Below are 23142 nucleotides of genomic sequence, written 5' to 3' on the forward strand. Positions count from 1 at the left end.
GCTTTTTTGCCAACGCCATGAAACTCGTCATCCTCGACCGCAACGGCACGATCAACGTGCACCGCGAAGACTTCGTCAAGAGCGACATCGAGTGGACACCGCTGCCCGGTGCGCTCGAAGCGGTGGCCAAGCTCAACCATGCGGGCTGGCACGTGGTGATCGCGTCCAACCAGTCGGGCCTGGGCCGCGGCCTGTTCGACATGGCGTCGCTCAACGCCATGCACGCCAAGATGCACAAGATGCTCGCGGCCGTGGGCGGCAAGGTCGATGCGGTGTTCTATTGCCCGCACAGCCCCGACGAGGACTGCGACTGCCGCAAGCCCAAGCCGGGCCTGTTCCTGCAGATCGGCGACCGCTACGGCATCGATCTGCAGGGCGTGCCAACTGCGGGCGACAGCCTGCGCGACCTGCAGGCGGGCGCCGCCGCGGGCTGCGAGCCGCACCTTTTGCTCACAGGCATGGGGGCAGCCTGCATCGGCGTCGACCCGCTGCCCCCCGAATACCCGGCGAACACCATGGTTCACGAGAACCTCGCCGCCTTTGTCGACTTTTTGCTTGCGCGCGAAGCGCAGGCCGCACTGCAGGTGGCTGTCTGATGGCGTTTCTCCGTTCCGTTGTCCATGCACTGTGGATGCTCGTCACCGTGGTGCCCTGGGGCATCATCATGTGCGTCAGTTCGCTCTGGAAGCGCGGCATACCGCTCTACTGGATGGCGGTGCAATGGCTCAGCTGGGCCATTGGCGGCGCACGCGTGCTGCTGGGCATCAAGACCCGCGTCACCGGCATGGAGAACCTGCCGACCGACAAGCTCGCCGGCGCGATCCTGCTGGTCAAGCACCAGTCCACGTTCGAGACATTCCTCATGCCCACGCTGATGCCGCATCCGCTGGCATTCGTGTTCAAGAAAGAGCTGATCTACGTGCCCTTCTTCGGCTGGGCCATGGCCCGGCTCGACATGATTCACATCGACCGCAGCCAGCGCGCGCAGGCGTTCAACAAGGTGGTGAACCAGGGCCGCAAGCTGCTTGCGCAGGGCATCTGGATCATCATGTTTCCCGAAGGCACCCGCATTCCGCGCGGCCAGAAGGGCACCTACAAGAGCGGCGGCACGCGGCTCGCATGCGAGACCGGCGTGCCGGTGATTCCCGTTGCCGTTACGTCGGCCAAGGTGTGGCCGCGCAAGGCGTTCATCAAGCGCCCCGGTGTGGTCGACGTGTCGATCGGCCCTGCCATTCCCAGCGTCGGCCGCAAGCCCGATGAGCTGATGCGCGAGGTCGAAGCCTGGATCGAATCGGAAATGCGCCGGCTCGACCCTGAGGCTTATCGCGACAGCCCGCCGCTGCAGGCGGCGCCAGAAGTGCACTGAAGAAGAGAAAGCCCGAAATGCGGGGACTGCTTCAGTTCACGATGGATCTGTTCGAAGGGCTGGGCAACGAGCTTGCGCCGGCCACGCCGCCCGAGCGCAAGCCGCGAAAAGTGAAGAAGAAGGCCGCGCCGCCGGTGGCCACGCCGTTGGCTGCCTCGCCTCCTGTGGCCGATGCCCAGCAGCAAGACAACACCGGCCCCGCTGCTTTGCCCGCCATTCCGCTGCGCGATACGCTGACGCTCGCGAGCTTCGTGCATCCGCAGGCCACGCGCGAAACGGTGCTGGGTTCAGCGCGCGTCGCCTATGAGTTCAAGCGCGGCAAGCGCAAGACCATCGGCTTCGTGGTCGGGCCCGAAGGTTTATCGGTGCGTGCGCCGCGCTGGGTCACGTTGCGCGACGTGGACGCCGCCATCCAGGAGAAGGCCGACTGGATCATCCGCAAGCTGCTCGAAACGCGGCAACGCCACGCACGCGTCGAGGCCACGCGCATCGAGTGGAGGGACGGCGCGGAGTTTCCTTTCATGGGCGAGCCGGTCGTGATTCGCCTCGACCCCAAGCACGGCTTTGCAAGCGTCGGTGGCACGCTCGATGAGGCAAGCGGCGACGGCGCCGGGCCGCGCATCTTGCGCTTGGCCGTGGCGCAGAACGCCGAGCCTTCTCAAATTCGCGATGCCGCCCAGGCGTGGCTCATGCGGCAGGCGCGGCGGCTGTTCATCGAAAGGCTCGATCACTTTGCGCCGCGGCTTGGGGTGCGGTGGCAGAAGCTGTCGTTGTCGAATGCCGCTACGCGATGGGGGAGTGCGAGTGCGGATGGGTCGATCCGGCTGAACTGGCGCTTGATTCACTTTCGCCTGCCGGTGATCGACTATGTGGTTGCGCATGAGTTGGCGCATCTGCGGGTGATGGATCACTCGCATCGGTTCTGGGAGACGGTGGAGAGTGTGGTGCCGGACTATGACTTGCTGCGGCAGCAGTTGAAGGATGAGGCTGTGCCTCGGTGGGGCTGATTTTGAGTTCCGAGGCCGGGATTCCGCCCGGCGGCGGACTCACTTTCTTTTGCTTCGCCAAAAGAAAGTAAGCAAAGAAAAGGCGACCCCACTGTCTGCGACCCTCCGCTTCGCTGCGGGCAACCTGCGGTGCTCGGGTTTCGCGGGGTCTCGCAGAACTCGCTTCGCTCAAACAGCTGCGAGCCCTGATCCGCGAAACCCTCCGCTCCTCGGCGCATACAGAGGGGCTTGGAAACCGAACGGGCCTTTGCTTCGCTCGGCCACCAAGCCACGGCGGCGCGGCGCGCCGCCGTGGTTGGGATGAATTGGATGTTTGTATTGGCTGTTGGTTTCGGCTGTTGGCTGTTGGGACCGAGCGAAGCGAAGGTCGCCCGCGGGGCGATACCCGGCCCCGGGAAAAAAACTACGCCCTGAACCTCTTCCGAGTAAGCCCCAACGCCACCCAAAACGCAGCAACCGCATAAACCGTCAACACCAATGCATGCCGCCACCACTCCAAAGGCCACTGATCCATAAAAAGAGGCCTCACCAAAGCCACAGCATTCGTCAACGGCAGCCAAGCCGCCACAGCCCTCACAGCAGAAGGCAACTGCTCCAAAGGAAAGAACACCCCGCTCAAGAACATCATCGGCGTCATGAACAGCGTGAAGTAATAAGTAAAAAAGTCGTACCCCTTCGCCAGCGCATTGAAGATCAGCGCAATGGACGAGAAGGTAATCCCCGCGCCCGCCAGCACCATCCAAGCGACGATCAACTTAGGGCTGTGGCTGATCCCCAGCCCAAGCATCACGAACAGGATCGCGGTTACCGTAAAGATCGACTTGAACGCCGCCCACAGCATCTCGGCCAGCACGATGTCGTCGAGCCCGACAGGCGCATTCATGATGCCGTCCCAGGTCTTCTGCACATGCATGCGCGAAAAGGCCGAGTACAGCGCCTCGAAGCTCGCGGCGTTCATTGCGCTCATGCAGATCGAGCCGCTGGCCAGGAACAGGATGTAAGGCACCTTCACGCCGTCCACCGCCACTTGCCCCACCAGCGCTCCCATGCCATAGCCGAAAGCCACGAGCCAGATCAAGGGCTCGGCAATGTTGCCGATGAGGCTCGGTATCGCGAGCTTGCGCCACACGAGCAGGTTGCGCAAAAACACAGGCCACCAGCGCAGCGAGAGTTCGGGCGCGCGCCATACGGAGCGCGTCGGCGGCGTGGCGCCGCTTGCTGCGGTCGTCGATGTTGTCGTCGTGTTGTTCATTGGCTAGCCCTCCTCGCGAATCTGCCGGCCGGTGAGCTTGAGAAAAAGGTCTTCGAGGTTCGCCGGCCGATGAAAGGTGCGCAGCCGGCCATGCTGCGCCAGCGCATCGAGCAGGCGCCGCGCGTCCTGCGTGTAGAAGAACACGGTCTCGCCGCTCACCTCCACACGCGCCGCCATGGCCTTGAGTTCGGGCGACTCGGCGAGCGAGAGCGCGCCGTTGCCGTACACCTCGACCACGTCGGGCTCCAGGTGCTCGGCAATCAGGTCGCGCGGGCGTCCTTCGGCAATCTTGCGGCCATGGTCGAGCACCAGCAGGCGGGAGCACAAGCGCTCGGCCTCGTCCATGAAGTGCGTGGTCAGCAGGATCGACTTGCCCTGCTGCAGCAGCACCTGCAGCCGCTCCCACATCAGGTGGCGGGCCTGCGGATCGAGCCCGGTGGTGGGCTCGTCGAGCAGCAGCAGCCTCGGGTCGTTCACCAGCGCACGCGCCAGCGAAAGGCGTCGCCGCATGCCGCCAGAAAGTTCGCCGGGCTTTGCGTCGGCCTTGTGCGAAAGCGCCGCAAACTCCAGCAGCTGCGGCACGCGCTCGCGCACCTGCGCCTTGCTGAAACCGAAGTAGCGGCCGTACACCACCAGGTTCTCGGCGCAGCTGAAATCGGGGTCGAGCGTGTCGAACTGCGAGACCACGCCAAGCTGCGCCTTGATGGCCAGCGCGTCGCGCGGCATCTGCAAACCGAGCGCCGAGATCTCGCCGCCGTCGGGCGTTGTCAGGCCCAGGCACATGCGGATGGTGGTGGTCTTGCCCGCGCCGTTCGGGCCGATCACGCCAAGGCATTCGCCGGGCGCGATCTCGAACGACAGGTCGTCGACGACCGTGGTGCTGCCATAGCGCTTGAGGAGATGGCTGGCGTGGAAGAGGGGGGTGGAAGAGGAAGATTGCACGCCGGCCATTCTGGCCCAGGCACGCGAAACCTGCCGCCATCGCTTCATCCGATGGACAGCCCCGCCGAGTTCGGAGCAGCCGACGCCGGGCCCTACATCCGCAAGCCGCTGAACTCGGTCTTCATCCAGTCGATGAAAGCCCGCGTGCGGGCCGGCAGCAGGCGCGCGCTCGGGTAGATCACGCTCACCGGCCGCGGCGGCGGTTCGTAGTCTTCGAGCACCATCGCCAGCCGCCCTTGCGCCACGTACGGCAGCACCTGGTAAGAAAAGAAAGAGCCAAAGCCCATGCCCGCGGCGCAGGCCTCCACAGCGGGCGCGAGGTGATTGAATTCGAGGCGGTTGCTCAGCGTCACGTTCAGCGTCTTGCCGCCTTCGTGGAACTGCCATTGCGGCGACGCGCCGATGCGGCCGCGCACGCACGGAGCGCCGGCCAGGTCGCGCGGATGCCGCGGCGTGCCGTGCTGCGCGAGAAAGTCGGGGCTCGCAGCCACCACGCGCCGGATGGTGCCGAGCGTCTGGGCCACAAGAGACGAATCCTCCAGCGGGCTGATACGAATGCCGATGTCGATGTTCTCTTCCAGCAGGTTCACCGTGCGGTCGTACAGCAGCACGCTGCAGTGCACCTTGTCGTAGCGCTTCATGAAGCGTGTGATGGCGGGCGCCACGTACATGTGGCCGAAGAGCACGGGGGCGGTAATGGTGAGCTGGCCGGCGGGCTCGTGAGCTTCGGCCTTGAGCGCAAGGTCTGCCGCATCCGCTGCAAGCAGCACATCGCGCGCACTGGCCAGGTAGTGGCGGCCCTCTTCGGTAAGCGACAGGCGGCGCGTGGTGCGGTGAAAGAGCCGCACGCCCAGGTGCGCCTCGAGTGCGGCCAGTGAGCGCACCACCGCGGGCAGCGAGCTGCCCAGCGAATCGGCGGCACGGGTGAGGCTGCCCTGCTCGGCAATCTCCACGAAGGTCTGCATGGCTTTGAAGCGGTCCATGGCGCGATTATTAAACCGAAAAACGCAGCAGTGAAATCCTGAAAAGGCTATTCATTCGTTTATCGGATTAGAAAAGAATGCAGGCATCCAACAGCCATCGAAGGAAACTCCATGAACGCAAGCACAGCCGCCGCCCGTCTTCCCGCACAGCCCATCAAGCTCTATGGCACGCCGATCTCGGGCCACGTGCACCGTGTGCGGCTGTTTCTCTCGATGCTCGGGCTCCCTGTCGAAGCCATTGATCTCGACCTTCGCAAGAAGGCCACGCGCACGCCGGAATTCCTTGCGCGCAATCCGTTCGGCCAGGTTCCCGTGATCGAGGACGGCGAGATCACACTGGCCGATTCGAACGCGATCCTGGTGTACCTGAACGAGCGCTATGCCGCCGATCCGGCGCGCTGGATGCCGCGGGATCCGGTCGGCGCTGCGCGCGTGCAGCGCTGGTTCTCGGTGGCCGCGGGTCCGCTGGCGTATGGGCCGGCGGCGGCCCGGGTCATGGCGCTGTTCGGCCTGCCCGCGGATCCGACCGAAACGGTGTCGCGCTCGCACGTGCTGCTGTCGGTCATGGAAACGCACCTGCAGCGCGAGGCTTTTCTCGCAGGCCCGTCGGTCACGCTGGCGGACCTCTCGAACTATGCCTACGTGGCGCATGCGCCAGAGGGCAGCGTGTCGCTCGAGCCGTATCCGCAGTTGCGCGGCTGGCTCGAACGCATCGAGGCGTTGCCAGGCTTCGTGCCCATGGTGCGTACGCCCATCGGGCTTGCGGCGGCCGCATGATTGCCGCACCGTTCCACGCCGGCGAACGCGCGTTGCAAACGCTGGCGGGTTCGCGCGAGGTCATGGCCGCGGCCGGTTCGCGCGTGATTCGCGACTTCATGCCCGACCAGCACCGCGAGTTCTTCGCGCAACTGCCGTTCCTCGTCGTCGGCAGCATGGATGCACAGCTGCAGCCCTGGGCCAGCGTGCTGGCGGCTCCGCCCGGCTTCGCGCATTCGCCGGACCCGACGCACTTGCGCATCGACGCATTGCCGATGGCGGACGATCCGCTGGCCGCGCAGCTGGTGCAAGGCGCATCGCTGGGCCTGCTCGGGATTCAGCCGCACACGCGCCGGCGCAATCGCATGAACGGCAATGTCGAGGCGATCGATGCCACCGGCTTCATGGTGGAGGTGCAGCAGAGCTTCGGTAATTGCCCCAAGTACATCCAGGCGCGCGAGCCGTTGTTCGCAGCGGGCCAGGCGGCCGCGCCGGCGCAGCGACTCGATGGCATCGACGACGCGGCGCGCGCACTCATCGCACGTGCCGACACCTTCTTCATCGCCTCCGCGTTTCCGCAGCATGCGGCAGACGGCGACGAGGCCGACCCGGCGGCGCAGGGTGTCGACGTATCGCATCGCGGCGGGCTGCCCGGCTTCATTCGAGTCGGCGAAGACGGCGTGCTCACCGTGCCCGACTTCACCGGCAACCGCTTCTTCAATACGCTGGGCAACCTGTCGGTCCACCCGCGAGCGGGGCTGCTGTTCATCGATTTCGAAAGCGGCGACCTGCTGCACCTGACAGCCACTGCCGAGATCGTATGGGATGGCCCTGAGGTCGCTGCTTTCGAAGGCGCCGAGCGTCTGCTGCGCCTGCGTGTGGAGCAGGTGCTGCGGCGTCCGGGTGCGCTGCCGCTGCGATGGGGCGGCGCGGAAGTGTCGCCGCACCTGGCCCGCACAGGCCGCTGGGTGGGCTGACGCCATCCATCACCGGCGGCTCGAAAAGGGCTTCTCGCTTCAGACGAAGAACGGAATGCGTGCGTTGGCCGAAGGCCTGTAGTGCCAGCCCCGCTCGCGCAGTGCGTCGAGGTCGAGGCTTCGCGCAAGGAGCGCCTCGAGGCCGGCGGCCGCCAGCGTGCACGCCAGCGCCTGGCCAGGGCAGGCGTGTACCCCATGTCCGAAGCCCAGCATGCGCCGCTGCGCGCGAACCGGCATGAAGCGGTCGGGCTCCGCATTGAAAGCCGGATCCCGGTTGGCCGACGCCAGCACCAGCAGCACCGCGTCCCCCGCCTCCAGCGGCACGCCCGAGATGGTGACGGGCTGCGCCACGAAACGCCGTGTGTTCTGCACAGAAGGATCGTGCCGCGCCGTCTCCTCGACGATGGCATGCAGGCCGTCGCGTGTGCGTGCGATAGCGCGCAACGCGGGCTCTCGCAGCAGGGCGACAAGGCTGTTGCCCAAGAGGCCGGCGGTCGCGTCGCAGGTCTGCGACAGCAGCCCGACCAGGTTGGCGAGCAACGCGCGCGAAAGCGGAGCGCCTACCGCGCTGTCTGCAAGCACGGCCGCAAGCAGCGTGCCGTGCCGCGGCGGCGTGCCCGCGGCCAAGGCCTCGAAGCGGGTCATCAGCGCGTCGGCTGCGCTGCTGGCGCGCTGCAATTGCGGCTCGGTCGACAGCGGCGAGAGGCACGCGACAAAGTCACGCATCCACAGTTCGACCTGCGGCAATGCCTCGGGCGCAAAGCCGAGCAGGTGGGCGACCGCCTGGATGGGCATGGCAAACAAGGTGTCCGACAGCGATTGCTCCTCCGGCACTTGCCGCGCAACCTGCAGCGCGGCGGCATGCGCGGCGCCAAGATCCAGCCCGGCCAGCGCGCGCTGCAATGCCGGCTTGTGCGCGGCATGCGCCGGACCGTCGTTCATTCGCACCAGGTGGCCGAACACCTCGCCCGCCGGGCTGCCGGCAATCACGCGCGGCACCGGTTCTGCAACCGGGCGCACCCGCAAGGCGCCCGGTGCGAGCAGCAGCGCTTCGATGACTTCGGCGCGGCTCGCAACCCACAGGCGCAGGCTTTCGTTCCACGCGAACGATGGTCCGGCACGCAGGGTTTCGTAGAAGGGATAGGGATCGGCATGCGTGACGGCCGCGACCGGATCGGCGGGCATGGCTGGGAAAGAAAGGCTCGAATTCATGCCGCGCAGTGTGCAACTGCAGCCGCCGGCACACTTCGCCCGCGAACGAAGTGTCGGTTGCACAGGCGCCTTACGATGAAGGGATGAGCACTACTTCAGCGCCGCGCCCGGCCGTGTCCGAAAACGCGGATGTCCAACTCGCCCGGTTGGCCGGCGCCATTGCAGAACCGGCGCGCGCGCGCATGCTGAGCTGCCTGATGGACGGCCATGCGCGCACCGCGACCGAGTTGGCCTCGGTGGCCGAAGTGGCCGCATCCACGGCCAGCGCGCACTTGGCGCGGCTGAAGGAAGAGCGGCTGGTCGAACTGCTGGTGCAAGGCAAGCACCGCTACTTTCGCCTGGCCGACGACAACGTGGCCGCGGCACTCGAAAGCCTCATGGTCGTCGCGGGCACGCCGCGCACGGCTGCGTTCGAGCCGAGCACGCCGAGCCGGCTGCGCACCGCGCGCACCTGCTACGACCACATGGCCGGTACGGCCGGCGTTTTATTGCACGACCGATTGCATGCGCAGGGCTGGCTCAGCGGGCTGCAGAGCGGTTCGTACGAACTCACGCCCGAAGGCGCGGTGGCGCTGGAGAGCCTGGGTGTCGAGATCGATGCCGTGCGCCAATCGCGGCGGCGCTTTGCCTGCGCCTGCCTCGACTGGAGCGAGCGCCGCCCGCACCTGGGCGGTGCGCTCGGCGCGGCATGGCTCCAGTTGTCGCTGCGCCGCGGCTGGGTGCGCCAGGCACTCGACGGCCGTGAGCTGGCGCTCACGCCCAAGGCGCTGCGCGAACTGCCGGAGCTCTTTGCCTGAACTCTTTGCCCGAAGCGCCTGTCAGGCCTTCAGCTTGAGCAAATAGATCATCGGCCCGGCCATGGCCAGGTCCAGTTCGAGGAAGCTCTCGAAGTCCTTGCCGGCCATCCAGAACGAATCCCAGTTGTTGCGCTTGATGGTCTTGTTCCAGATGTCGGCGGTGGTGGCGCGGTGCACGGCTTCGAGCAGCACGGCCTTGCGGTCCGGCGGCACCTTCTTGCCGGTGAGCACGCCGCGCCAGTTGGCCAGGTCGGCGTCCACGCCCTGCTCGCGCACCGATGGAATGCCGAGGAACGGCCGCTTCGACGACACGCCAATCGCGCGCAGCTTGCCGCTCGAGAGGCCCTCGCTGAATTCGCTGAAGCCCGAAATGCCCGCCACCGCCTTGCCGGTGATGAGCGCCTCGACCACCTGCGCGCCGCCCGGGTACGGCTGGTAGACCAGCCCCGCGGTGTTGCCGGCCACGCGCGCCAGCATGCCGGCGTACATGTGGTCGACGCCGCCCGCCGAACCGCCGGCGATGATGGTCTTGGCCGCATCGGCGCGCAGCTGTGCGATCAGGTCCTTGGGCGTCTTGATGGCGGAATCGGCCTTGACCGCCACCACTTCGTAGTCGCTGGTGAGGCGCGCCACGGGCGCGACCTGCGCCATGGTGACGGGCGGCTTCTGCAGCGCGACTGCGCCGACCATGACCATGCCGCTCATCAGCAGGGTGTCGGGGTCGGCATCGTATTTCTCGACGTACTTGGCCAGCCCGATGGTGCCGCCCTTGCCGCCGATGTTTTCATAAATCACTTCGCCCGCGGCGCCAGAGGCGACCAGCGCAGCGCCAAGTGCGCGGCCGGTCTGGTCCCAGCCGCCGCCTTCGTTGGCCGGAATGACGATGCGCAGCTTGGAAATGAGCTGCGGCTCGGCGGCACTCGCCGGGCGGGACCACAGCGCGGCGTGGCCGGCGCCCGCAACCGCGGCTGCGCTCGCCATCCATGCATTGAAGTTGCGGCGAGAAAGGCTCGCGGGCGACGAACTAGGCATTTCGTTTCCATTTGTTGGCAGAAGTAACCAATGATGTCCGCGAAATGAGTCTGTCACCTACCTGTCGAAGTAGGTAAAAACCCTAATGAGTGTTAAATATTACTGAAAAGCGACCTCGGCGAAGCTTCGGAGCTTGCGGCTGTGCAGCCGGGTCGACCCCTGTTCCCGAAGGATGTCGATGGCCCGCATACCGATGCGAAGGTGCTGCTCCACCCGCTCACGGTAGAAGTGGTTGGCCATGCCCGGCAGCTTGATCTCGCCGTGCAGCGGTTTGTCGCTCACGCACAACAGCGTGCCGTAGGGCACCCGAAAACGGAAGCCGTTGGCGGCAATGGTGGCGCTTTCCATGTCCAGCGCCACCGCGCGGCTCTGGCTGAAGCGGCGCTGCGGCTGGTTGCCGGGCAGCAGTTCCCAGTTGCGGTTGTCGGTGCTCGCCACCGTGCCGGTGCGCATGATCTTCTTCAGGTCGGGCCCGGTGTAGCGCGTGACGTCGGCCACGGCTTTTTCCAGCGCGAGCTGGATTTCAGAGAGGGCCGGAATCGGCACCCACAGCGGCAACTCTTCGTCGAGCACGTGGTCCTCGCGCACGTAGGCGTGGGCCAGCACGTAGTCGCCGAGCTGCTGCGCATTGCGCAGGCCCGCGCAGTGGCCCAGCATCATCCAGGCGTGGGGGCGCAGCACGGCGATGTGGTCGGTAATGGTCTTGGCATTGGCCGGGCCCACGCCGATGTTCACCATGCTGATGCCGCTGCAGTCTTCGCGCACCAGGTGGTAGGCCGGCATTTGCGGCAGCCGCGGCGGCGCGGTGCCTTGGGTGCCGTCGAGCAGCGTGCCAAAGTTGGTGCTCGCACCCGCAGGCAGGCCGCGGCGACGAGTGATCACATTGCCGGGCTCGATGAAGGCGATGTACTCGCTCTTCTCGTCGGCCATGGCTTCGTGGCCCAGCCGCACGAACTCGTCGATGTAGAACTGGTAGTTGGTGAACAGCACGAAATTCTGGAACCACTCCGGCGCCGTGCCGGTGTAGTGCCGCAGGCGGTGCAGCGAATAGTCCACCCGCGCGGCAGTGAAGAGCGACAGCGGCTGCGCCTCGCCGGCCTGCGCTTCGTAGGTGCCGTTGGCAATGCCGTCGTCCATCACGCCCAGGTCGGGCAGGTCGAACACGTCGCGCATCAGGGCGCGCCGCTCGTCGCTCATCGTGCCTTCGATATGGTCGTTCTCGGCAAAAGAGAAATGGATCGGAATCGGCTGCGTGCTGGTGCCGACTTCGATCTCGACCTGGTGGTTTTCGAGCAGCAGGCGGAACTGGTCGAGGTAATAGCGCGAAAAGAGATCGGGCCGCGTCAGCGTGGTTTCATAGCGGCCCGGCCCCGCGACAAAGCCGTAGCTCAGGCCGGCATTGGCCGGCGGCGTGTGGCGCGACACCGTGTGCGTGTGCACCCGCACAAAGGGGTAGCAGGCGCGCACCCGGCCGGGCAGTGCCTCGCCGGCGACGAAGCGCAGCATCGATTCCCTCAGGTGCGCGAGGCCGCCCTGGTAGATGGACTTGACCTGGTCCAGCGCCGCAGTGGCGTCGTTGAAGCGGGCGGGAGCAACGAAAGTGGGCATGTGAGGCATGACGGCATTGTGCAATGTCCGTGCGCGCAGGGCCCTGGCGACAAAGGGCAAACGAAGCGATTACTCTCGGCCGATCTCCACAGACATCCCGAAAGGTGAAGCAATGAAGGTCGCAGTGATGGGCGCCGGCGCGGTCGGCTGCTACTACGGTGCCATGCTGGCGCGCGCAGGCCATGAGGTGGTGCTGATCGGTCGGCCATCGCACGTGGAGGCCGTTCGCGCCAATGGGCTGCGGCTGGAAACCAAGGCGTTCGACGAGCATGTGTGGCTCGACGCGAGCACCGAAGCCAGAGCGGTGCAGGGCGCCGGCCTGGTGCTGTTCTGCGTGAAGTCCACCGACACCGAGCTGGCCGCGGCCCAGATCGAGCCGCATCTTGCGGCCGATGCGCTGGTGCTCACGCTGCAGAACGGTGTCGACAACGACGAGCGCGTGCGCTCGGTGCTGCCGCGCCACGAGGTGGCCGCCGCGGTGGTCTACGTGGCCACAGAGATGGCGGGGCCGGGCCATGTGAAGCACCATGGCCGCGGCGAGCTGGTGATTGCGCCTTCGCGCGCCAGCGAACAGGTGGCGCAGCATCTCGCAGCCGCGGGTGTGCCGACGCAGATCTCCGACAACGTGCGCGGCGCGCTCTGGGCCAAGCTGGTGTTGAACTGCGCGTACAACGCGCTCTCGGCCATCACCCAACTGCCGTACGGCGAACTCGCAAAAGGCCAGGGCGTGGACGATGTCATTCGCGATGTAGTCGATGAATGCCTTGCTGTCGCCAAGGCCGAAGGCATCGTCATACCCGGAGACACGGGTGCCGCCGTGCGTGGCATCGTGCAGTCGATGCCCTCGCAATATTCATCGACCGCACAGGACCTTGCGCGCGGCAAGCCGAGCGAAATCGACCATCTCAACGGCCTTGTGGTGCGGCGCGGCGAGGCGCTGGGCGTGCCCACGCCGGCGAACCGCGTACTGCTGGTGCTGGTGAAGCTGCTCGAAGGCAAGCAGCAGCAGAAGCCAGGCCTCTAGCCCGGCATCGGTTCGCGCATGGTCACGAACTCTTCGGCCGCCGTGGGATGGATGCCCACGGTGCTGTCGAACAGCGCCTTGGTGGCGCCCGCGCGCATGGCCACCGCGAAGCCTTGCACAATTTCGCCCGCGTCGGCGCCCACCATGTGCAGGCCGACCACGCGGTCGGTCGCCTTGTGCACCACCAGCTTCATGAAGGTGCGCTCGCTGCGGCCGGAGAGCGTGTGGCGCAGCGACTTGAACTCGCTCGAGAACACCGTCACCTCGCCGAACCTGGCGCGCGCATCGATCTCGGTGTAGCCGCAGGTGCCGATGTTCGGGTGCGTGAAAACCGCGGTGGGAATGTATTCGTACTCGAGCTTGCGCTTGCCCTGGCCGAACAAGGCATCGACCACCACCATGGCTTCGGCCAGCGCGACCGGCGTGAGGTGCACGCGGGTGGAAACGTCGCCCACCGCGTAGATCGACGGTACCGAGCTGCGGTAGTTCGCATCGACCGCGATCGCGCCGCGCTTGTCGAGCGCAACGCCCGCCGCCTCCAGGCCGAGCCCTTGGGTGTTGGGCACCCGGCCGGTGGCAAAGAGCACCGTGTCGGCCTCGACCTGCTGGCCCCGCGCCAGCGTGACGACCAACCCGCCCGGGCCGCGCGCAATCGACGCCGCCTCGACGTTGAGCCGCACGTCGATGCCGGCCTTGCCCATTTCGTGTGCGACGAACTGCCGCACGTCGTCGTCGAAGCCGGTGAGCAGGTGCGCGCGGCGATGCAGCTGCGTCACCTTGGCGCCCAGGCCGTTGAAGATGGATGCGAACTCGCAGGCGATGTAGCCGCCGCCCACCACCAGCAGGCGCTTGGGAAACGGGTCGAGGTCGAACATCGCGTCCGAGGTGGCGATGTGCTCGCGCCCCGGAATCTCGGGCACGAAGGGCGTGCCGCCGGTGGCAACGAGCAGGTGGCGCGCGGTGTGGCGCTGGCCGTCGACTTCCACCGTGTGGCCGTCGACCAGCTGCGCCCAGCCCGTGATCAGCCTGACGCCCGAGTTTTTCAGCAGCGAGGCATACACGCCGTTGAGACGCTCGATCTCCTTGGCGCGCTGGGCCTTGAGCTGGCCCCAGTCGAACTGCGGTGCCTCGGGCAGCTTCCACCCGTAGCCCGCCGCTTCCTCGAACGATTCGGCGTAGCCTGCGGCGTAGCTGTAGAGCTTTTTGGGAATGCAGCCCACGTTGACGCAGGTGCCGCCAAGGTCCGCCGCTTCGGCCAGGCCCACGCGCGCGCCGTGCTGCGCCGCCATGCGCGCTGCCCGTACGCCGCCGCTGCCGCCGCCGATGACGAAAAGGTCGAAGTCGAATGTGCGCATGTGAAGGGTGCTCCTTGCCGGCGACTTTAGCCGCCGGCGGGGAGCACCGGTATTCGCGGGTCTTGCGCGGGGCGATGCGCTACCCCCGCGCGCTCGACGTTCAGCGCTGCTGCGAGTCCGGCGAGGTCATCAGCCTGCGCCGGTCGTCACCGCCCCGCTGGCCGGGTGGAGGCTGGGGCTGGGCTTGTTGGGGCGGCGGCGCAAAGCCGCGTTGCTGCTGCATTGCGCGCACCTGCGCTTCCTGGGCCTGCCGCATGGCGTTCTGCTGAGCCTGCTGCTGGGCCAGCGCTTGCTGCTGCATTTGCGCGGCGCGCTGTTGCGTCTCCTGCTGCTGGCGAATCATCTGCTGCTGGGCCAGCGCCTGCTGCGCGGCGCGTTGCTGCTGTTGTTGCAGTTGCATCTGCTGCGCTTGGGCCTGGGCGGCGCGCTGCTGCAGTTCCTGCTGTTGCCGCTGCGCCTGTTGCTGCTGCTGGAGTTGGAGCTGTTGTTGATGCTGCTGTTGCTGCCATTGGTTCTGGTTGGCGCGCTGCTGCCACTCCTGCTGCTGGCGCTGGCCTTGCTGCCGCTGCCATTCCATTTGCTGCTGCTGTTGTTGCTGTGCCGCCTGCTGTTGCGCGGCGCGCTGCTGCATGGCCTGGATGTTCTGCGCCTGCTGCATCTGCTGGACTTGCCGCGCCTGCTCGTACTGGAACTCCTGCTGCTGGCGAGCCCGCAGCTGCGGCGGCGGCTGCATCGCGGCGGGCCGGCCATAGCCGCCGCCAAAGCCGTGCATCGGAATGCCCGGAGCGGGCGCAACCGGCACGCGCGCAAAGCGGTCATCGGGCAAGCGCACCAGGTCGCGCCGGCCGAAAGGGCCACGGCCGAAGCGGTCGGCCGGCACCACGGTCACCGCGCCCGGCATCCGCTGGTTGGCATAGAAGTCGTTGCGCATCTCGGCCTGGCGGTTTCGGTAGGCGGCCATGCGGTTGACGCGATCGATGTAGCGGGGGCTCGCGCTGTAGGCGGGCCGCCATTGTTCACCGGGCGCGAGCGGGAACCAGCCCACGCCGCTGCGGCCGTCGCCGATCTGCAAGGTGGCATTCACGCCGCCGCTGCCGCCGCCCACAAAGCCGACCAGTGCGGGCGAATACACGGGCCGTGCGGTGGCCTGCCCCGGCACCCAGGCCCAGCGCGGACCCACGCGGGCCCAGCGGCCATAGTGGAATGGCGCAAAGCCCCAGGGCGCGGCATCGACCCAGGTCAGGCCCCAGGGGGCCACGTTCACCCACTGGCCGTCGCGGTAGGGCGCCCAGTCGGCGTCCACGTTGCGCGGGAACCAGACGGCGCCGTAGGAGGGGTCGTTCTGCCAGTCGCCGTAGTTGTCGAGCTGCTGGTAACCGACCACCTCGCGCGACACGTAGCGTGCCGAAACGGACTGGTCCTCGATGCGGTTGCGCTCGGCCACCCACGCGTCGAAGCTGCCGTTCTGCGGCGGAAAGCTGTTCACCGCGGCAAGGTCGCGGCCGGACACGGTGAGTTGCTGCCGCGCGCCCAGTGTTTGCGATTGGCCGTTTTCACCATGGAGCGTCGCTCGGCCGGAGGCCACCGCAACCCAGGTGGTGCCGGCGGACGGGTCGGCGGCAATGCGGTATTCGCCGGGGGCGTCGATCACCACGGCGAGGTTGCCTGTGTCCACCTCGACGCGTTGGCCCGAAAGGTCATCTCGCACGCGCAATTGCAGGTTGCCCTGGTTCGCGGTGATGCGCACGGTGTCGTCGTCGAGCTCGGAAAATTCAACATGCGTCTGCCCGTCCATCCGCAGCGCCGCCGAGCCGATGTGAACCTCGGCGCGCGCATTGCGGTCGGTCCAGAGCCGGTCGCCGCTGGTGATGGGGCGGTTGGGCTGCGCGTCGTACCAGCTGTCTTCGCCGGCCGGCGCAAAGCTCACCGTGCCCTGCTGCAGGTTCAGGCGCGCCACGCGGCCCGGCGGGTCTTGCTGCGCGCCGGCCGCCGCGCCAAGGCACAGCAGCGCGAGGCCGAGCAGCCATCGATGCAGCGGCCGGTGAAGAGGGGAAAAGGCGGTGCGGTTCATGGTTTGTCTCTGGTTCGCGGGACCGGATGAAAGCGATGCACATGTAACGCGCGAGAATCCGCTGCCGCTGTCAGCGCATGCCCCCTGCTTGGTGAAGCGCACGCACATTCGGCAACTGCTTGTAATGAGGGACTCTGCATGAAAAACGACAACAGCCCAGGTGCATGGGGCAAAGTGCGCTACCGGAACCATAGCAAATCGTGGGGAATGATGGCGCTCGGCTTCGGTGCGGCGATCTTCCTCGCGGCGCCACGTGCCGAGGCCCAGCTGGCGCGCAAGCCCTCTTATTACCAGCAGCAGAACAGCAGCAACGCAGCTCCCGAGTCCGCGGTCGCCCGCCCCGCGGCGCCCGCGTCGCTGCCCATGCTTCGCAGCCGGGGCGACTTCGACGCCCTGGCGCGCGTTTACGACGCCGGCACGCCGATGCAACTGGCCCACGTGCTCTTCGCCGTCGATCGCCAGGCCAAACCGGTGCGCACCTACTACATCGACACGCCGCGCTTTCAGCTGCACGTGCGCTTCGTGCGCGATACGGGGCTTTCGCCGCGCGCCGGCAAGCGCGAAATCGACCGCAACTACCTTGTGCCGGACCGCCGCTTCCTGTTCGGCACGCTGAGCTGGCAGCAGAACATCGGCACCTTCACCTACGAATTCTGGGAGGGCGACCAGCTCACGCCGGCGCTGCTGCGGCAGGCCGATGCGCAGGTGAAGGCCAGCTTTTTCGCACCCGTGAAGTTCAAGACCAACTCCACGCTGCACGAGCGGGTTGCGAAGGAAACGGGCGTCGACTTCGTGAGCCAGGAAGCGCTGATCCGCGAGCAGCCCTACATGCCGATGAACCTCGGCACGGCCACCGGCCGGGTGCGCATCGTGGACGAAGCCTCCGGGGCGAATGTGTTGAATGCGCTGCTGCCCGACGACATCGCCGTGCTGCGCCAGGTGCCGATCAGCCTGCCGCCCGTGGCCGGCGTGCTGACCGAGCGGCCCTCGACCGCGCTTTCGCACGTCAACCTGCTGGCCAAGGGCTGGGGCATTCCCAACGCCTATGTGCGCGACGCCGCATCCGTGCTGCGCGAGCACGAAGGCCACTGGGTGGCGCTCAAGGTCGCGGCCTCGGGCTACCAGCTGCGGCGCCTCACGCCCGAAGAGATTGCAGCGCTGCCGCCGCGCAACGTGCGCACCGCGGCCATCGGCGCGGTGCCGGGCGGTGCGAAAGCTGCCAGGCCCGACCTGCGCGAAACCCGCCTGCTGCCGCTCGCGTCGCTGCGTGCGCGCAACAGCGCGCAGTGCGGCTCCAAGGCGGCCAACCTCGGGGCCGTGCTGGCCGCGCGCATTCCGCAGACCACGGTGCCGGACGGCTTCTGCATTCCCTTTGCGCATTACGACCGCTTCATGCGCGCGAACGGTCTTGCCGATCGCATCGCACGCATGCAGCAGCAGCCCGGCTTCGCGAGCGATCCGCAAGCCCGGCAGAAGGCGCTGGCGCAGTTGCGCGATGAGATCGTGCAGTGGCCGGTCGATGCGGCCACCGCGGCGGCGTGGCGTGCCGCTTGGCAGTCGCAGCTTGGCGGCGGCGGCGTGTTCGTGCGCAGTTCGTCCAATTCGGAAGACCTGCCCGGCTTCAGCGGCGCGGGGCTCTACAGCACGGTGCCCAACGTCAAGACGGGCGATGCACTCGAGCTTGCGGTGAAGAGGGTGTGGGCCTCGGTGTTCAACCCCGAGGCGTGGGAGGCGCGCAGCGCCGCGGGCTTTGGCGCCGAGTCGGTGCTGATGGGCGTGTTCGTGCAGACCGCCATCGATTCGACCAACGCCGGCGTGATGATCACGCGCGACCCCTTCGACGCCGGGCATCCGCACGTCACCTACATCTCGGCCAAGCGCGGCATCGGCATCCGCGTGGTCGAAGGCAAGCGTGTGGCGGAGCAGGTGATGTATTCGAGCTGGTCCAAGGCCATCCAGGTGCTGAGCCGCTCGGCCGAGGAAACGGCCCTGCAGCTCGACAAGGGCGGCGGCGTGAAGGAAGTGCCGGTGGAAGCCGGCCGCACCGTGCTGACGGACGAGCTGGTGGTGCGCCTCGCAGGCGTAGGCGCGGCGGTGAAGCGCGCGTTCGGCGGCGTCGACCAGGACATCGAATGGGCCACCGTGGGCGACCGCATCGTGCTGCTGCAGGCGCGCCCCTATGTAGAGCGGCGCCGCTGAAGTTCGCGCGCCGCCCTGCCGCTTATTTGTAGAGCAGCTGCGGCAGCCAGAGCCCGATCTGCGGCCAGATGTACAGCAGCACGATGGCCAGCACCTGGATGCCCATGAAAGGCAGCATGCCCAGGAAGATCTGGTTCAGCGTGACGTGCGGCGGGCTCACGCCCTTCAGGTAGAACGCCGCCATGGCCACCGGGGGGCTCAGGAACGCCGTCTGCAGGTTCATTGCAACCAGCAGGCCGAAGAACAGCGGGTCGACGCCGAAGTTGTCGAGCAGCGGAATGAAGATGGGCATGAAGATCACGATGATCTCGGTCCACTCCAAGGGCCAGCCCAGCAGGAAGATGATCACCTGGCTCAGCACCAGGAACTGCACCTTCGTGAGGTTCATGCCCAGCACCCACTCTTCCACCAATGCCTGCCCGCCGAGCAGCGCGAACGCCGCCGAGAAGATGGCCGAGCCCACGAAGAGCCAGCACACCATGGCCGAGGTCTTGGCCGTGAGAAACACCGATTCCTTCAGCACCGACAGGTTGAGCCGCCGGTAGGCCGCCGCCAGCAGCATGCCGCCGAGCGCACCCATGGCCGCCGCCTCGGTCGGCGTTGCCAAGCCCAGCACGATCGAGCCGAGCACCGACAGGATCAGCAGCACCAGCGGGAAAAACGAGGCCAGCAGCATCTTGAAGATCTCGAGCCGCGCAAAGCTCAGGAACAGGTAGAACAGCGTGACCAACGCGCCGAAGATTGCAAAGGTGACCCACCACCAAGTGGGCGCGGGGCGCACCGATGCGCCCTCTGCCGCCGGGGCAGCGGCGGCTGTGCCTGCGGCGGGCGGCTGCGCCGCGGCTGCTTCGGCCGGCGGGCTGGATGCGCCAGGCGGTTCGGCGAGCGGTCCTGAAGCGGAAGGAGCAGAAGGCGTGTCGCCAGAAGGCGGTTCCTGCAAGCCTCCCGAGGCCGGCGGCTCCTGGAGCCCGCCGGTGGAAGGTGGCTCCTGCAATCCGCCAGCGCCTGGGGCCTCGGCGGTGCCGCTGCGCGTGGCGCCGATCTCCTCGATCTCGTAGCGCGCCTGCGCCTCGATGGTGGTCACGGCCTTGTAGCTTAAGCCGGCGAGCAGCAGAAAGATCACGCCGGGCATGGCAACGATACCGAGTTGCCGCAGCACGTGCGAGAACGGCACGTCCGCATTGCGCCGGCCTTTCAGCAGGCCGACCACCGCATGCGCGGCGGGGCTGTCCGCCAGCCGTTGCGAGAGCGGGGTGAGCGGCACCGCGCGCTCCGCCTGCGACAGCGGCGGCGCCCATTGCGGCTTGAGCCGCGCGATGATGATCACGTACACCACGTAGAGCGAAGCGAGCATCAGCCCCGGAAAGAATGCGCCCGCATACAGCTGCACCACCGAGACGCCTGCCGTGGCGCCATAGACGATCAGCAGCACCGAAGGCGGAATCAGGATGCCCAGGCACCCGCCGGCGGTGATGGCACCCGCGGCCAGCGGCACGCTGTAGCCCGCGCGCAGCATGGCCGGCAGGGCCAGCAGGCCCATCAGCGTGACCACCGCGCCCACGATGCCGGTGGCGGTGGCAAAGATGGTGCAGGTGACCAGCGTGGCCACCGCCAATGCACCCGGCAGCCGTGCAAGCGCCAGGTGCAGGCTCTTGAACAGCGACTCGATGAGGTTCGCGCGCTCCACCAGGTAGCCCATGAAGACGAACAGCGGCACCGCAATGAGCACGTCGTTGGCCATGGTCTTGTAGGCGGCCTGCACCATCAGGTCGAGCGTGCGGTGCCAGTCGCGGTCGTACGCCAGCCAGGTGAAGAGCATGCCCATGCCCATCAGCGTGAACGCCGTGGGAAAGCCCAGCATGATGGCCACCACCACCAGCGAGAGCATCAGGAGGCCCAGGTGGCCGTTGGTGATGGTGTCGGCGCTCACGAGCACCGCGGCCGCGCCGGTCACGATCAGCGCCATGAACGAGAGGCCGAACCAGAGTTCGCGGCGGATCATCGTGCGGCCTCCTTGGACACCACCACGCGGTCGAGTGCGGCAATGTCTTCGTCCTTGACGTTGACCATTTCCTTGAGCTTCTCGACGTCGACCTCTTCGACGTCCTGCTCACGCGAAGGCCATGCACCGGTCTGGATGCATTGCACGCAGCGGATGATCTCGACCACGCCCTGCAGCAGCAGCGTGAAGCCGGCGAGCGGAATGATGTACTTGAAGGGGTACAGCGGCAGCGGCTCGGCCGAGAAGGTCTGCTCGCGAATCGCGAACGATTCGCCCGCATAGATCCAGCCCGCCCAGGTCAGCGCGACGATGCCGGGCAGGAAGAAGATGATGTACAGCACCAGGTCGACCAGCGCCTGCGTGCGGGGCCGAAAGAAGCCGTAGAGCACGTCGCCGCGCACGTGGCCGTTCTTGGAGAGCGTGTACGCGCCGGCCGTCATGAACATGGCGCCGTACAGCATGATCTGCGCGTCGAGCACCCATGCATGCGGGTGGTTCAGCACGTAGCGCGAAAACACCTCCCAGCTGATGAGCAGCGTGAGCAGCAGCGCGCACCATGCGAAGGTCTTGCCGATCCATGTCGAGAAACGATCGACGGCCAACAGGAAAGATTGCATCGAAAAGAACTCCTCGCTGCGGCCGGCGCAGCATGGGCGGGCATGAAAAGAGGGCACCCGCCGGGTGCCCTCGCATCACCGGATCAGCGTCAGGACTTCTTGGCCTTCGCGCCGAAGTAGTGGTTGTAGGCCATCTTGAAATCGACCGTGTAGTCGTTCTGCCACTGGCCGGCGCGTTCGGCAAAGGCCATCTGCGAGTCGAGCACCTTCTTGAACATCGGGTTCTCGGCGGCCTTCTTGGCAATGGTCTTGTCCCACGACGCAAGCTGCGCGCGCAAGATCGCGTCGGGCGTCTTGTAGAACTTGATGCCGGCTTTCTTGAGCTCGATGTAGTCCTGCGAATTGCGCTGGATGGCCTTCCAGCTCATGTCGGCGCTGGACGCCTGCACCGCGTAGTCGATGATCGACTTGAGCTCCGCCGGCAGTGCCGCGAGCTTGCCCTTGTTGAACAGGATCTCGAACTGCTCGCCCGACTGGTGGAAGCTCTGCAGCATGCAGTTCTTCGCCACGTCCGGGAAGCCCAGCACGCGATCGCTCGAGGCATTGTTGAACTCGGCCGCATCGATGAGCCCGCGGTCCAGCGCCGGCACGATCTCCCCACCCGGCAGCGGGTTCACGGCCGTACCCATGTCGGTGAACACATCGACCGCCAGCCCCACGGTGCGGAACTTCAGGCCCTTCATGTCTTCCACGCGGGCCACCGGCTTCTTGAACCAGCCCAGCGGCTGCGTGGGCATCGGGCCGTAGAGGTACGAAACCACGTCGAGGTTCAAGCTCTTGTAGATTTCCTCGATCAGCGCCTTGCCACCGCCGTAGTTGTGCCAGGCCAGCACCATGTTGGCGTCCATGCCGTAGCCGGGGCCCGACCCCCAGAGCGCGAGCGCCGAGTTCTTGCCATACCAGTAGGCCACCACGCCGTGGCCGCCGTCGAGCGTGCCCTTGGCGACGGCGTCGAGCAGCTGGAATGCGGGCACCACGGAGCCGGCCGGCAGCACTTCGATCTTCAGGCGGCTGCCCGCCATGTCATTGACCTTCTTGGCAAAGTCTTGCGCGTATTCATGGAAGATGTCCTTGGCCGGCCAGGTGCTCTGAAAGCGCAGCGAAGTGGTCTGCGCCATGCTGACCATGGGCGCCGACATGGCGCCCGCAGCCACGGCCGCGCCCTTGAGAAGGCTGCGGCGGCGGGGTGATTTGCTCTCTGTCATGTTGTCTCTCTCCATACAAGTTCTGACCGAAAAACCCTGCCCACCTTCTTGGCGCTATGTTCGGCAGGCCCGACACGCATCTTTGGCGCGCGGGAATATGCGACAAACAGGGTTTTCACGAACTGGTGAAAAATTCCATCATCCGGCGGGGCTCCGGGGGCGGCGCAAAGGCGCTGTTGCCTGTGTAGAAAGCCCCGTCCATCAAAAGGACTCAAAGACATGACTGAACCTGTTGGGGAAAAGGGCTATGCCGGCGACGTGACGCCCGAGCAGGCCGCGCAGTGGATGGCAAGCGGCGAGGCCGTATTGGTCGACGTGCGCAGCGATGCCGAGCGCGAGTGGGTCGGCTACGTACCCGGCGCCGTGCCGCTCGCCTGGAAGCAGTGGCCGGGCATGACGCTCAACCCGGCCTTCGACGGCGGCATCCGGGCCGCGGGCGAGGACGGCAACAAGAAGCTGGTGCTGCTGTGCCGCAGCGGTGTGCGCTCCATCGCGGCCGCCAGGCGCGCAACCGAACTGGGCCTGGAGGCGTACAACATCCTCGAGGGCTTTGAAGGCAATCCGGACGACAACGGGCACCGTGGGGTGCTTGGCGGCTGGCGCAAGCGCGGGTTGCCCTGGAAGCAGAACTAGGGTTCGGGGTTTTTGTTTGAGGGTTCAGTTCAGGGCGGCGCACCCGCCGACGGGGTACCTTTCTCCGCGAATGTCCCCCGGCCTGCGGCCTCCTCCTTTATTTC

At 66.7% G+C, this 23142-nt stretch carries 20 protein-coding genes; 9 read left to right on the forward strand and 11 right to left on the reverse strand.

All coding sequences use genetic code 11. The annotated features are described in order from the left end of the window. Positions 1–17: 17 nt before the first annotated feature. From gmhB to V9K97_RS23465, 3 genes are read left to right on the forward strand one after another with little or no spacing between them, the layout of a single operon-like run. Positions 18–596 (forward strand): D-glycero-beta-D-manno-heptose 1,7-bisphosphate 7-phosphatase, encoded by a 579-nt coding sequence (gmhB, locus tag V9K97_RS23455; RefSeq protein ID WP_126748264.1) that lies wholly within the window; start codon positions 18–20, stop codon positions 594–596. Beyond that, the gene (locus V9K97_RS23460) at positions 596–1366 is read left to right on the forward strand and encodes a lysophospholipid acyltransferase family protein (protein ID WP_258502516.1); all 771 of its coding nucleotides are present in this window, start codon (positions 596–598) and stop codon (positions 1364–1366) included. The genes gmhB and V9K97_RS23460 overlap by 1 nt, the downstream gene beginning before the upstream one ends. Positions 1367–1407: 41 nt before the next feature. Beyond that, positions 1408–2373, forward strand: coding sequence for a M48 family metallopeptidase (locus V9K97_RS23465; protein WP_337321063.1), 966 nt, complete (start codon positions 1408–1410; stop codon positions 2371–2373). Positions 2374–2776: 403 nt separating this feature from the next. Here V9K97_RS23465 and V9K97_RS23470 read toward each other — a convergent pair whose 3' ends face one another. The 3 genes from V9K97_RS23470 to V9K97_RS23480 form a co-directional block, all read right to left on the reverse strand. Beyond that, the gene (locus V9K97_RS23470; protein ID WP_337321036.1) at positions 2777–3625 is read right to left on the reverse strand and encodes an ABC transporter permease; all 849 of its coding nucleotides are present in this window, start codon (positions 3623–3625) and stop codon (positions 2777–2779) included. Between the two features lie 3 nt (positions 3626–3628). Next, the gene (locus tag V9K97_RS23475) at positions 3629–4576 is read right to left on the reverse strand and encodes an ATP-binding cassette domain-containing protein (RefSeq protein WP_337321038.1); all 948 of its coding nucleotides are present in this window, start codon (positions 4574–4576) and stop codon (positions 3629–3631) included. An 83-nt stretch (positions 4577–4659) separates the two neighbouring features. Continuing rightward, positions 4660–5550, reverse strand: a complete 891-nt coding sequence (locus V9K97_RS23480) for a LysR family transcriptional regulator (protein WP_337321040.1) — start codon at positions 5548–5550, stop codon at positions 4660–4662. 111 nt (positions 5551–5661) lie between these two features. On the opposite strand from V9K97_RS23480, the gene V9K97_RS23485 reads away from it, so the two are divergent. Further along, complete coding sequence (locus V9K97_RS23485; protein WP_337321042.1) at positions 5662–6327, forward strand: glutathione S-transferase family protein; 666 nt, start codon at positions 5662–5664, stop codon at positions 6325–6327. Continuing rightward, positions 6324–7283: a pyridoxamine 5'-phosphate oxidase family protein gene (locus V9K97_RS23490; RefSeq protein WP_337321044.1), complete on the forward strand. Its 960-nt coding sequence runs from the start codon at positions 6324–6326 to the stop codon at positions 7281–7283. The genes V9K97_RS23485 and V9K97_RS23490 overlap by 4 nt, the downstream gene beginning before the upstream one ends. 39 nt (positions 7284–7322) lie before the next feature. On the opposite strand, the gene V9K97_RS23495 is transcribed toward V9K97_RS23490, so the two are convergent. Further along, the gene (locus V9K97_RS23495) at positions 7323–8468 is read right to left on the reverse strand and encodes a cytochrome P450 (protein ID WP_337321046.1); all 1146 of its coding nucleotides are present in this window, start codon (positions 8466–8468) and stop codon (positions 7323–7325) included. A 110-nt stretch (positions 8469–8578) separates the two neighbouring features. On the opposite strand from V9K97_RS23495, the gene V9K97_RS23500 reads away from it, so the two are divergent. Beyond that, positions 8579–9292, forward strand: a complete 714-nt coding sequence (locus V9K97_RS23500) for an ArsR/SmtB family transcription factor (protein ID WP_337321048.1) — start codon at positions 8579–8581, stop codon at positions 9290–9292. A gap of 21 nt (positions 9293–9313) precedes the next feature. Here V9K97_RS23500 and V9K97_RS23505 read toward each other — a convergent pair whose 3' ends face one another. Both V9K97_RS23505 and V9K97_RS23510 read right to left on the reverse strand, forming a co-directional pair. Then, entirely contained in the window at positions 9314–10324 is a 1011-nt protein-coding gene (locus tag V9K97_RS23505; RefSeq protein ID WP_337321050.1) for a Bug family tripartite tricarboxylate transporter substrate binding protein, read from the reverse strand. A gap of 99 nt (positions 10325–10423) precedes the next feature. Then, positions 10424–11941 carry an AMP nucleosidase gene (locus V9K97_RS23510; RefSeq protein ID WP_258502753.1) on the reverse strand — a complete coding sequence of 506 codons (1518 nt, stop codon included), beginning with the start codon at positions 11939–11941 and terminating at the stop codon, positions 10424–10426. A gap of 103 nt (positions 11942–12044) precedes the next feature. Between V9K97_RS23510 and V9K97_RS23515 the strand changes: the two genes are divergently transcribed. Then, entirely contained in the window at positions 12045–12956 is a 912-nt protein-coding gene (locus tag V9K97_RS23515; RefSeq protein ID WP_337321052.1) for a ketopantoate reductase family protein, read from the forward strand. Here V9K97_RS23515 and gorA read toward each other — a convergent pair. After that, positions 12953–14311: a glutathione-disulfide reductase gene (gene gorA / locus V9K97_RS23520; RefSeq protein WP_337321054.1), complete on the reverse strand. Its 1359-nt coding sequence runs from the start codon at positions 14309–14311 to the stop codon at positions 12953–12955. The genes V9K97_RS23515 and gorA overlap by 4 nt on opposite strands. A 100-nt stretch (positions 14312–14411) precedes the next feature. After that, on the reverse strand, positions 14412–16382 hold the full coding sequence (locus V9K97_RS23525; protein ID WP_258502750.1) for a DUF6600 domain-containing protein: 1971 nt from the start codon (positions 16380–16382) through the stop codon (positions 14412–14414). 138 nt (positions 16383–16520) lie between these two features. Here V9K97_RS23525 and V9K97_RS23530 point away from each other — a divergent pair, with 138 nt between their 5' ends. Next, complete coding sequence (locus V9K97_RS23530) at positions 16521–18581, forward strand: PEP/pyruvate-binding domain-containing protein (protein ID WP_337321057.1); 2061 nt, start codon at positions 16521–16523, stop codon at positions 18579–18581. Positions 18582–18603: 22 nt separating this feature from the next. On the opposite strand, the gene V9K97_RS23535 is transcribed toward V9K97_RS23530, so the two are convergent. The 3 genes from V9K97_RS23535 to V9K97_RS23545 all read right to left on the reverse strand — a co-directional run bounded on the left by V9K97_RS23535 (position 18604) and on the right by V9K97_RS23545 (position 22405). Beyond that, entirely contained in the window at positions 18604–20583 is a 1980-nt protein-coding gene (locus V9K97_RS23535) for a TRAP transporter large permease (RefSeq protein ID WP_337321059.1), read from the reverse strand. Beyond that, positions 20580–21200: a TRAP transporter small permease subunit gene (locus tag V9K97_RS23540; RefSeq protein WP_337298712.1), complete on the reverse strand. Its 621-nt coding sequence runs from the start codon at positions 21198–21200 to the stop codon at positions 20580–20582. The genes V9K97_RS23535 and V9K97_RS23540 overlap by 4 nt, the downstream gene beginning before the upstream one ends. An 89-nt stretch (positions 21201–21289) precedes the next feature. Then, positions 21290–22405 carry a TRAP transporter substrate-binding protein gene (locus V9K97_RS23545; RefSeq protein WP_258502745.1) on the reverse strand — a complete coding sequence of 372 codons (1116 nt, stop codon included), beginning with the start codon at positions 22403–22405 and terminating at the stop codon, positions 21290–21292. A gap of 219 nt (positions 22406–22624) precedes the next feature. Between V9K97_RS23545 and V9K97_RS23550 the strand changes: the two genes are divergently transcribed. Next, positions 22625–23038, forward strand: coding sequence for a rhodanese-like domain-containing protein (locus V9K97_RS23550; RefSeq protein ID WP_337315389.1), 414 nt, complete (start codon positions 22625–22627; stop codon positions 23036–23038). The last annotated feature ends 104 nt before the right edge of the window (positions 23039–23142 follow it).

The organism is Variovorax sp. CCNWLW186 (assembly GCF_037203865.1).
Classification (GTDB): Bacteria; Pseudomonadota; Gammaproteobacteria; order Burkholderiales; family Burkholderiaceae_C; genus Variovorax.

Coding starts and splice junctions, on each gene's coding strand:
- V9K97_RS23530 (WP_337321057.1), top strand. CDS start 16,521: ATGAAAAACGACAACAGCCCAGGTGCATGGGGCAAAGTGCGCTACCGG.
- V9K97_RS23460 (WP_258502516.1), top strand. CDS start 596: ATGGCGTTTCTCCGTTCCGTTGTCCATGCACTGTGGATGCTCGTCACC.
- V9K97_RS23485 (WP_337321042.1), top strand. CDS start 5,662: ATGAACGCAAGCACAGCCGCCGCCCGTCTTCCCGCACAGCCCATCAAG.
- V9K97_RS23545 (WP_258502745.1), bottom strand. CDS start 22,405: ATGACAGAGAGCAAATCACCCCGCCGCCGCAGCCTTCTCAAGGGCGCG.
- V9K97_RS23490 (WP_337321044.1), top strand. CDS start 6,324: ATGATTGCCGCACCGTTCCACGCCGGCGAACGCGCGTTGCAAACGCTG.
- V9K97_RS23510 (WP_258502753.1), bottom strand. CDS start 11,941: ATGCCTCACATGCCCACTTTCGTTGCTCCCGCCCGCTTCAACGACGCC.
- gorA (WP_337321054.1), bottom strand. CDS start 14,311: ATGCGCACATTCGACTTCGACCTTTTCGTCATCGGCGGCGGCAGCGGC.
- V9K97_RS23495 (WP_337321046.1), bottom strand. CDS start 8,468: ATGCCCGCCGATCCGGTCGCGGCCGTCACGCATGCCGATCCCTATCCC.
- gmhB (WP_126748264.1), top strand. CDS start 18: ATGAAACTCGTCATCCTCGACCGCAACGGCACGATCAACGTGCACCGC.
- V9K97_RS23505 (WP_337321050.1), bottom strand. CDS start 10,324: ATGCCTAGTTCGTCGCCCGCGAGCCTTTCTCGCCGCAACTTCAATGCA.
- V9K97_RS23515 (WP_337321052.1), top strand. CDS start 12,045: ATGAAGGTCGCAGTGATGGGCGCCGGCGCGGTCGGCTGCTACTACGGT.
- V9K97_RS23475 (WP_337321038.1), bottom strand. CDS start 4,576: ATGGCCGGCGTGCAATCTTCCTCTTCCACCCCCCTCTTCCACGCCAGC.
- V9K97_RS23500 (WP_337321048.1), top strand. CDS start 8,579: ATGAGCACTACTTCAGCGCCGCGCCCGGCCGTGTCCGAAAACGCGGAT.
- V9K97_RS23535 (WP_337321059.1), bottom strand. CDS start 20,583: ATGATCCGCCGCGAACTCTGGTTCGGCCTCTCGTTCATGGCGCTGATC.
- V9K97_RS23480 (WP_337321040.1), bottom strand. CDS start 5,550: ATGGACCGCTTCAAAGCCATGCAGACCTTCGTGGAGATTGCCGAGCAG.
- V9K97_RS23465 (WP_337321063.1), top strand. CDS start 1,408: ATGGATCTGTTCGAAGGGCTGGGCAACGAGCTTGCGCCGGCCACGCCG.
- V9K97_RS23525 (WP_258502750.1), bottom strand. CDS start 16,382: ATGAACCGCACCGCCTTTTCCCCTCTTCACCGGCCGCTGCATCGATGG.
- V9K97_RS23550 (WP_337315389.1), top strand. CDS start 22,625: ATGACTGAACCTGTTGGGGAAAAGGGCTATGCCGGCGACGTGACGCCC.
- V9K97_RS23540 (WP_337298712.1), bottom strand. CDS start 21,200: ATGCAATCTTTCCTGTTGGCCGTCGATCGTTTCTCGACATGGATCGGC.
- V9K97_RS23470 (WP_337321036.1), bottom strand. CDS start 3,625: ATGAACAACACGACGACAACATCGACGACCGCAGCAAGCGGCGCCACG.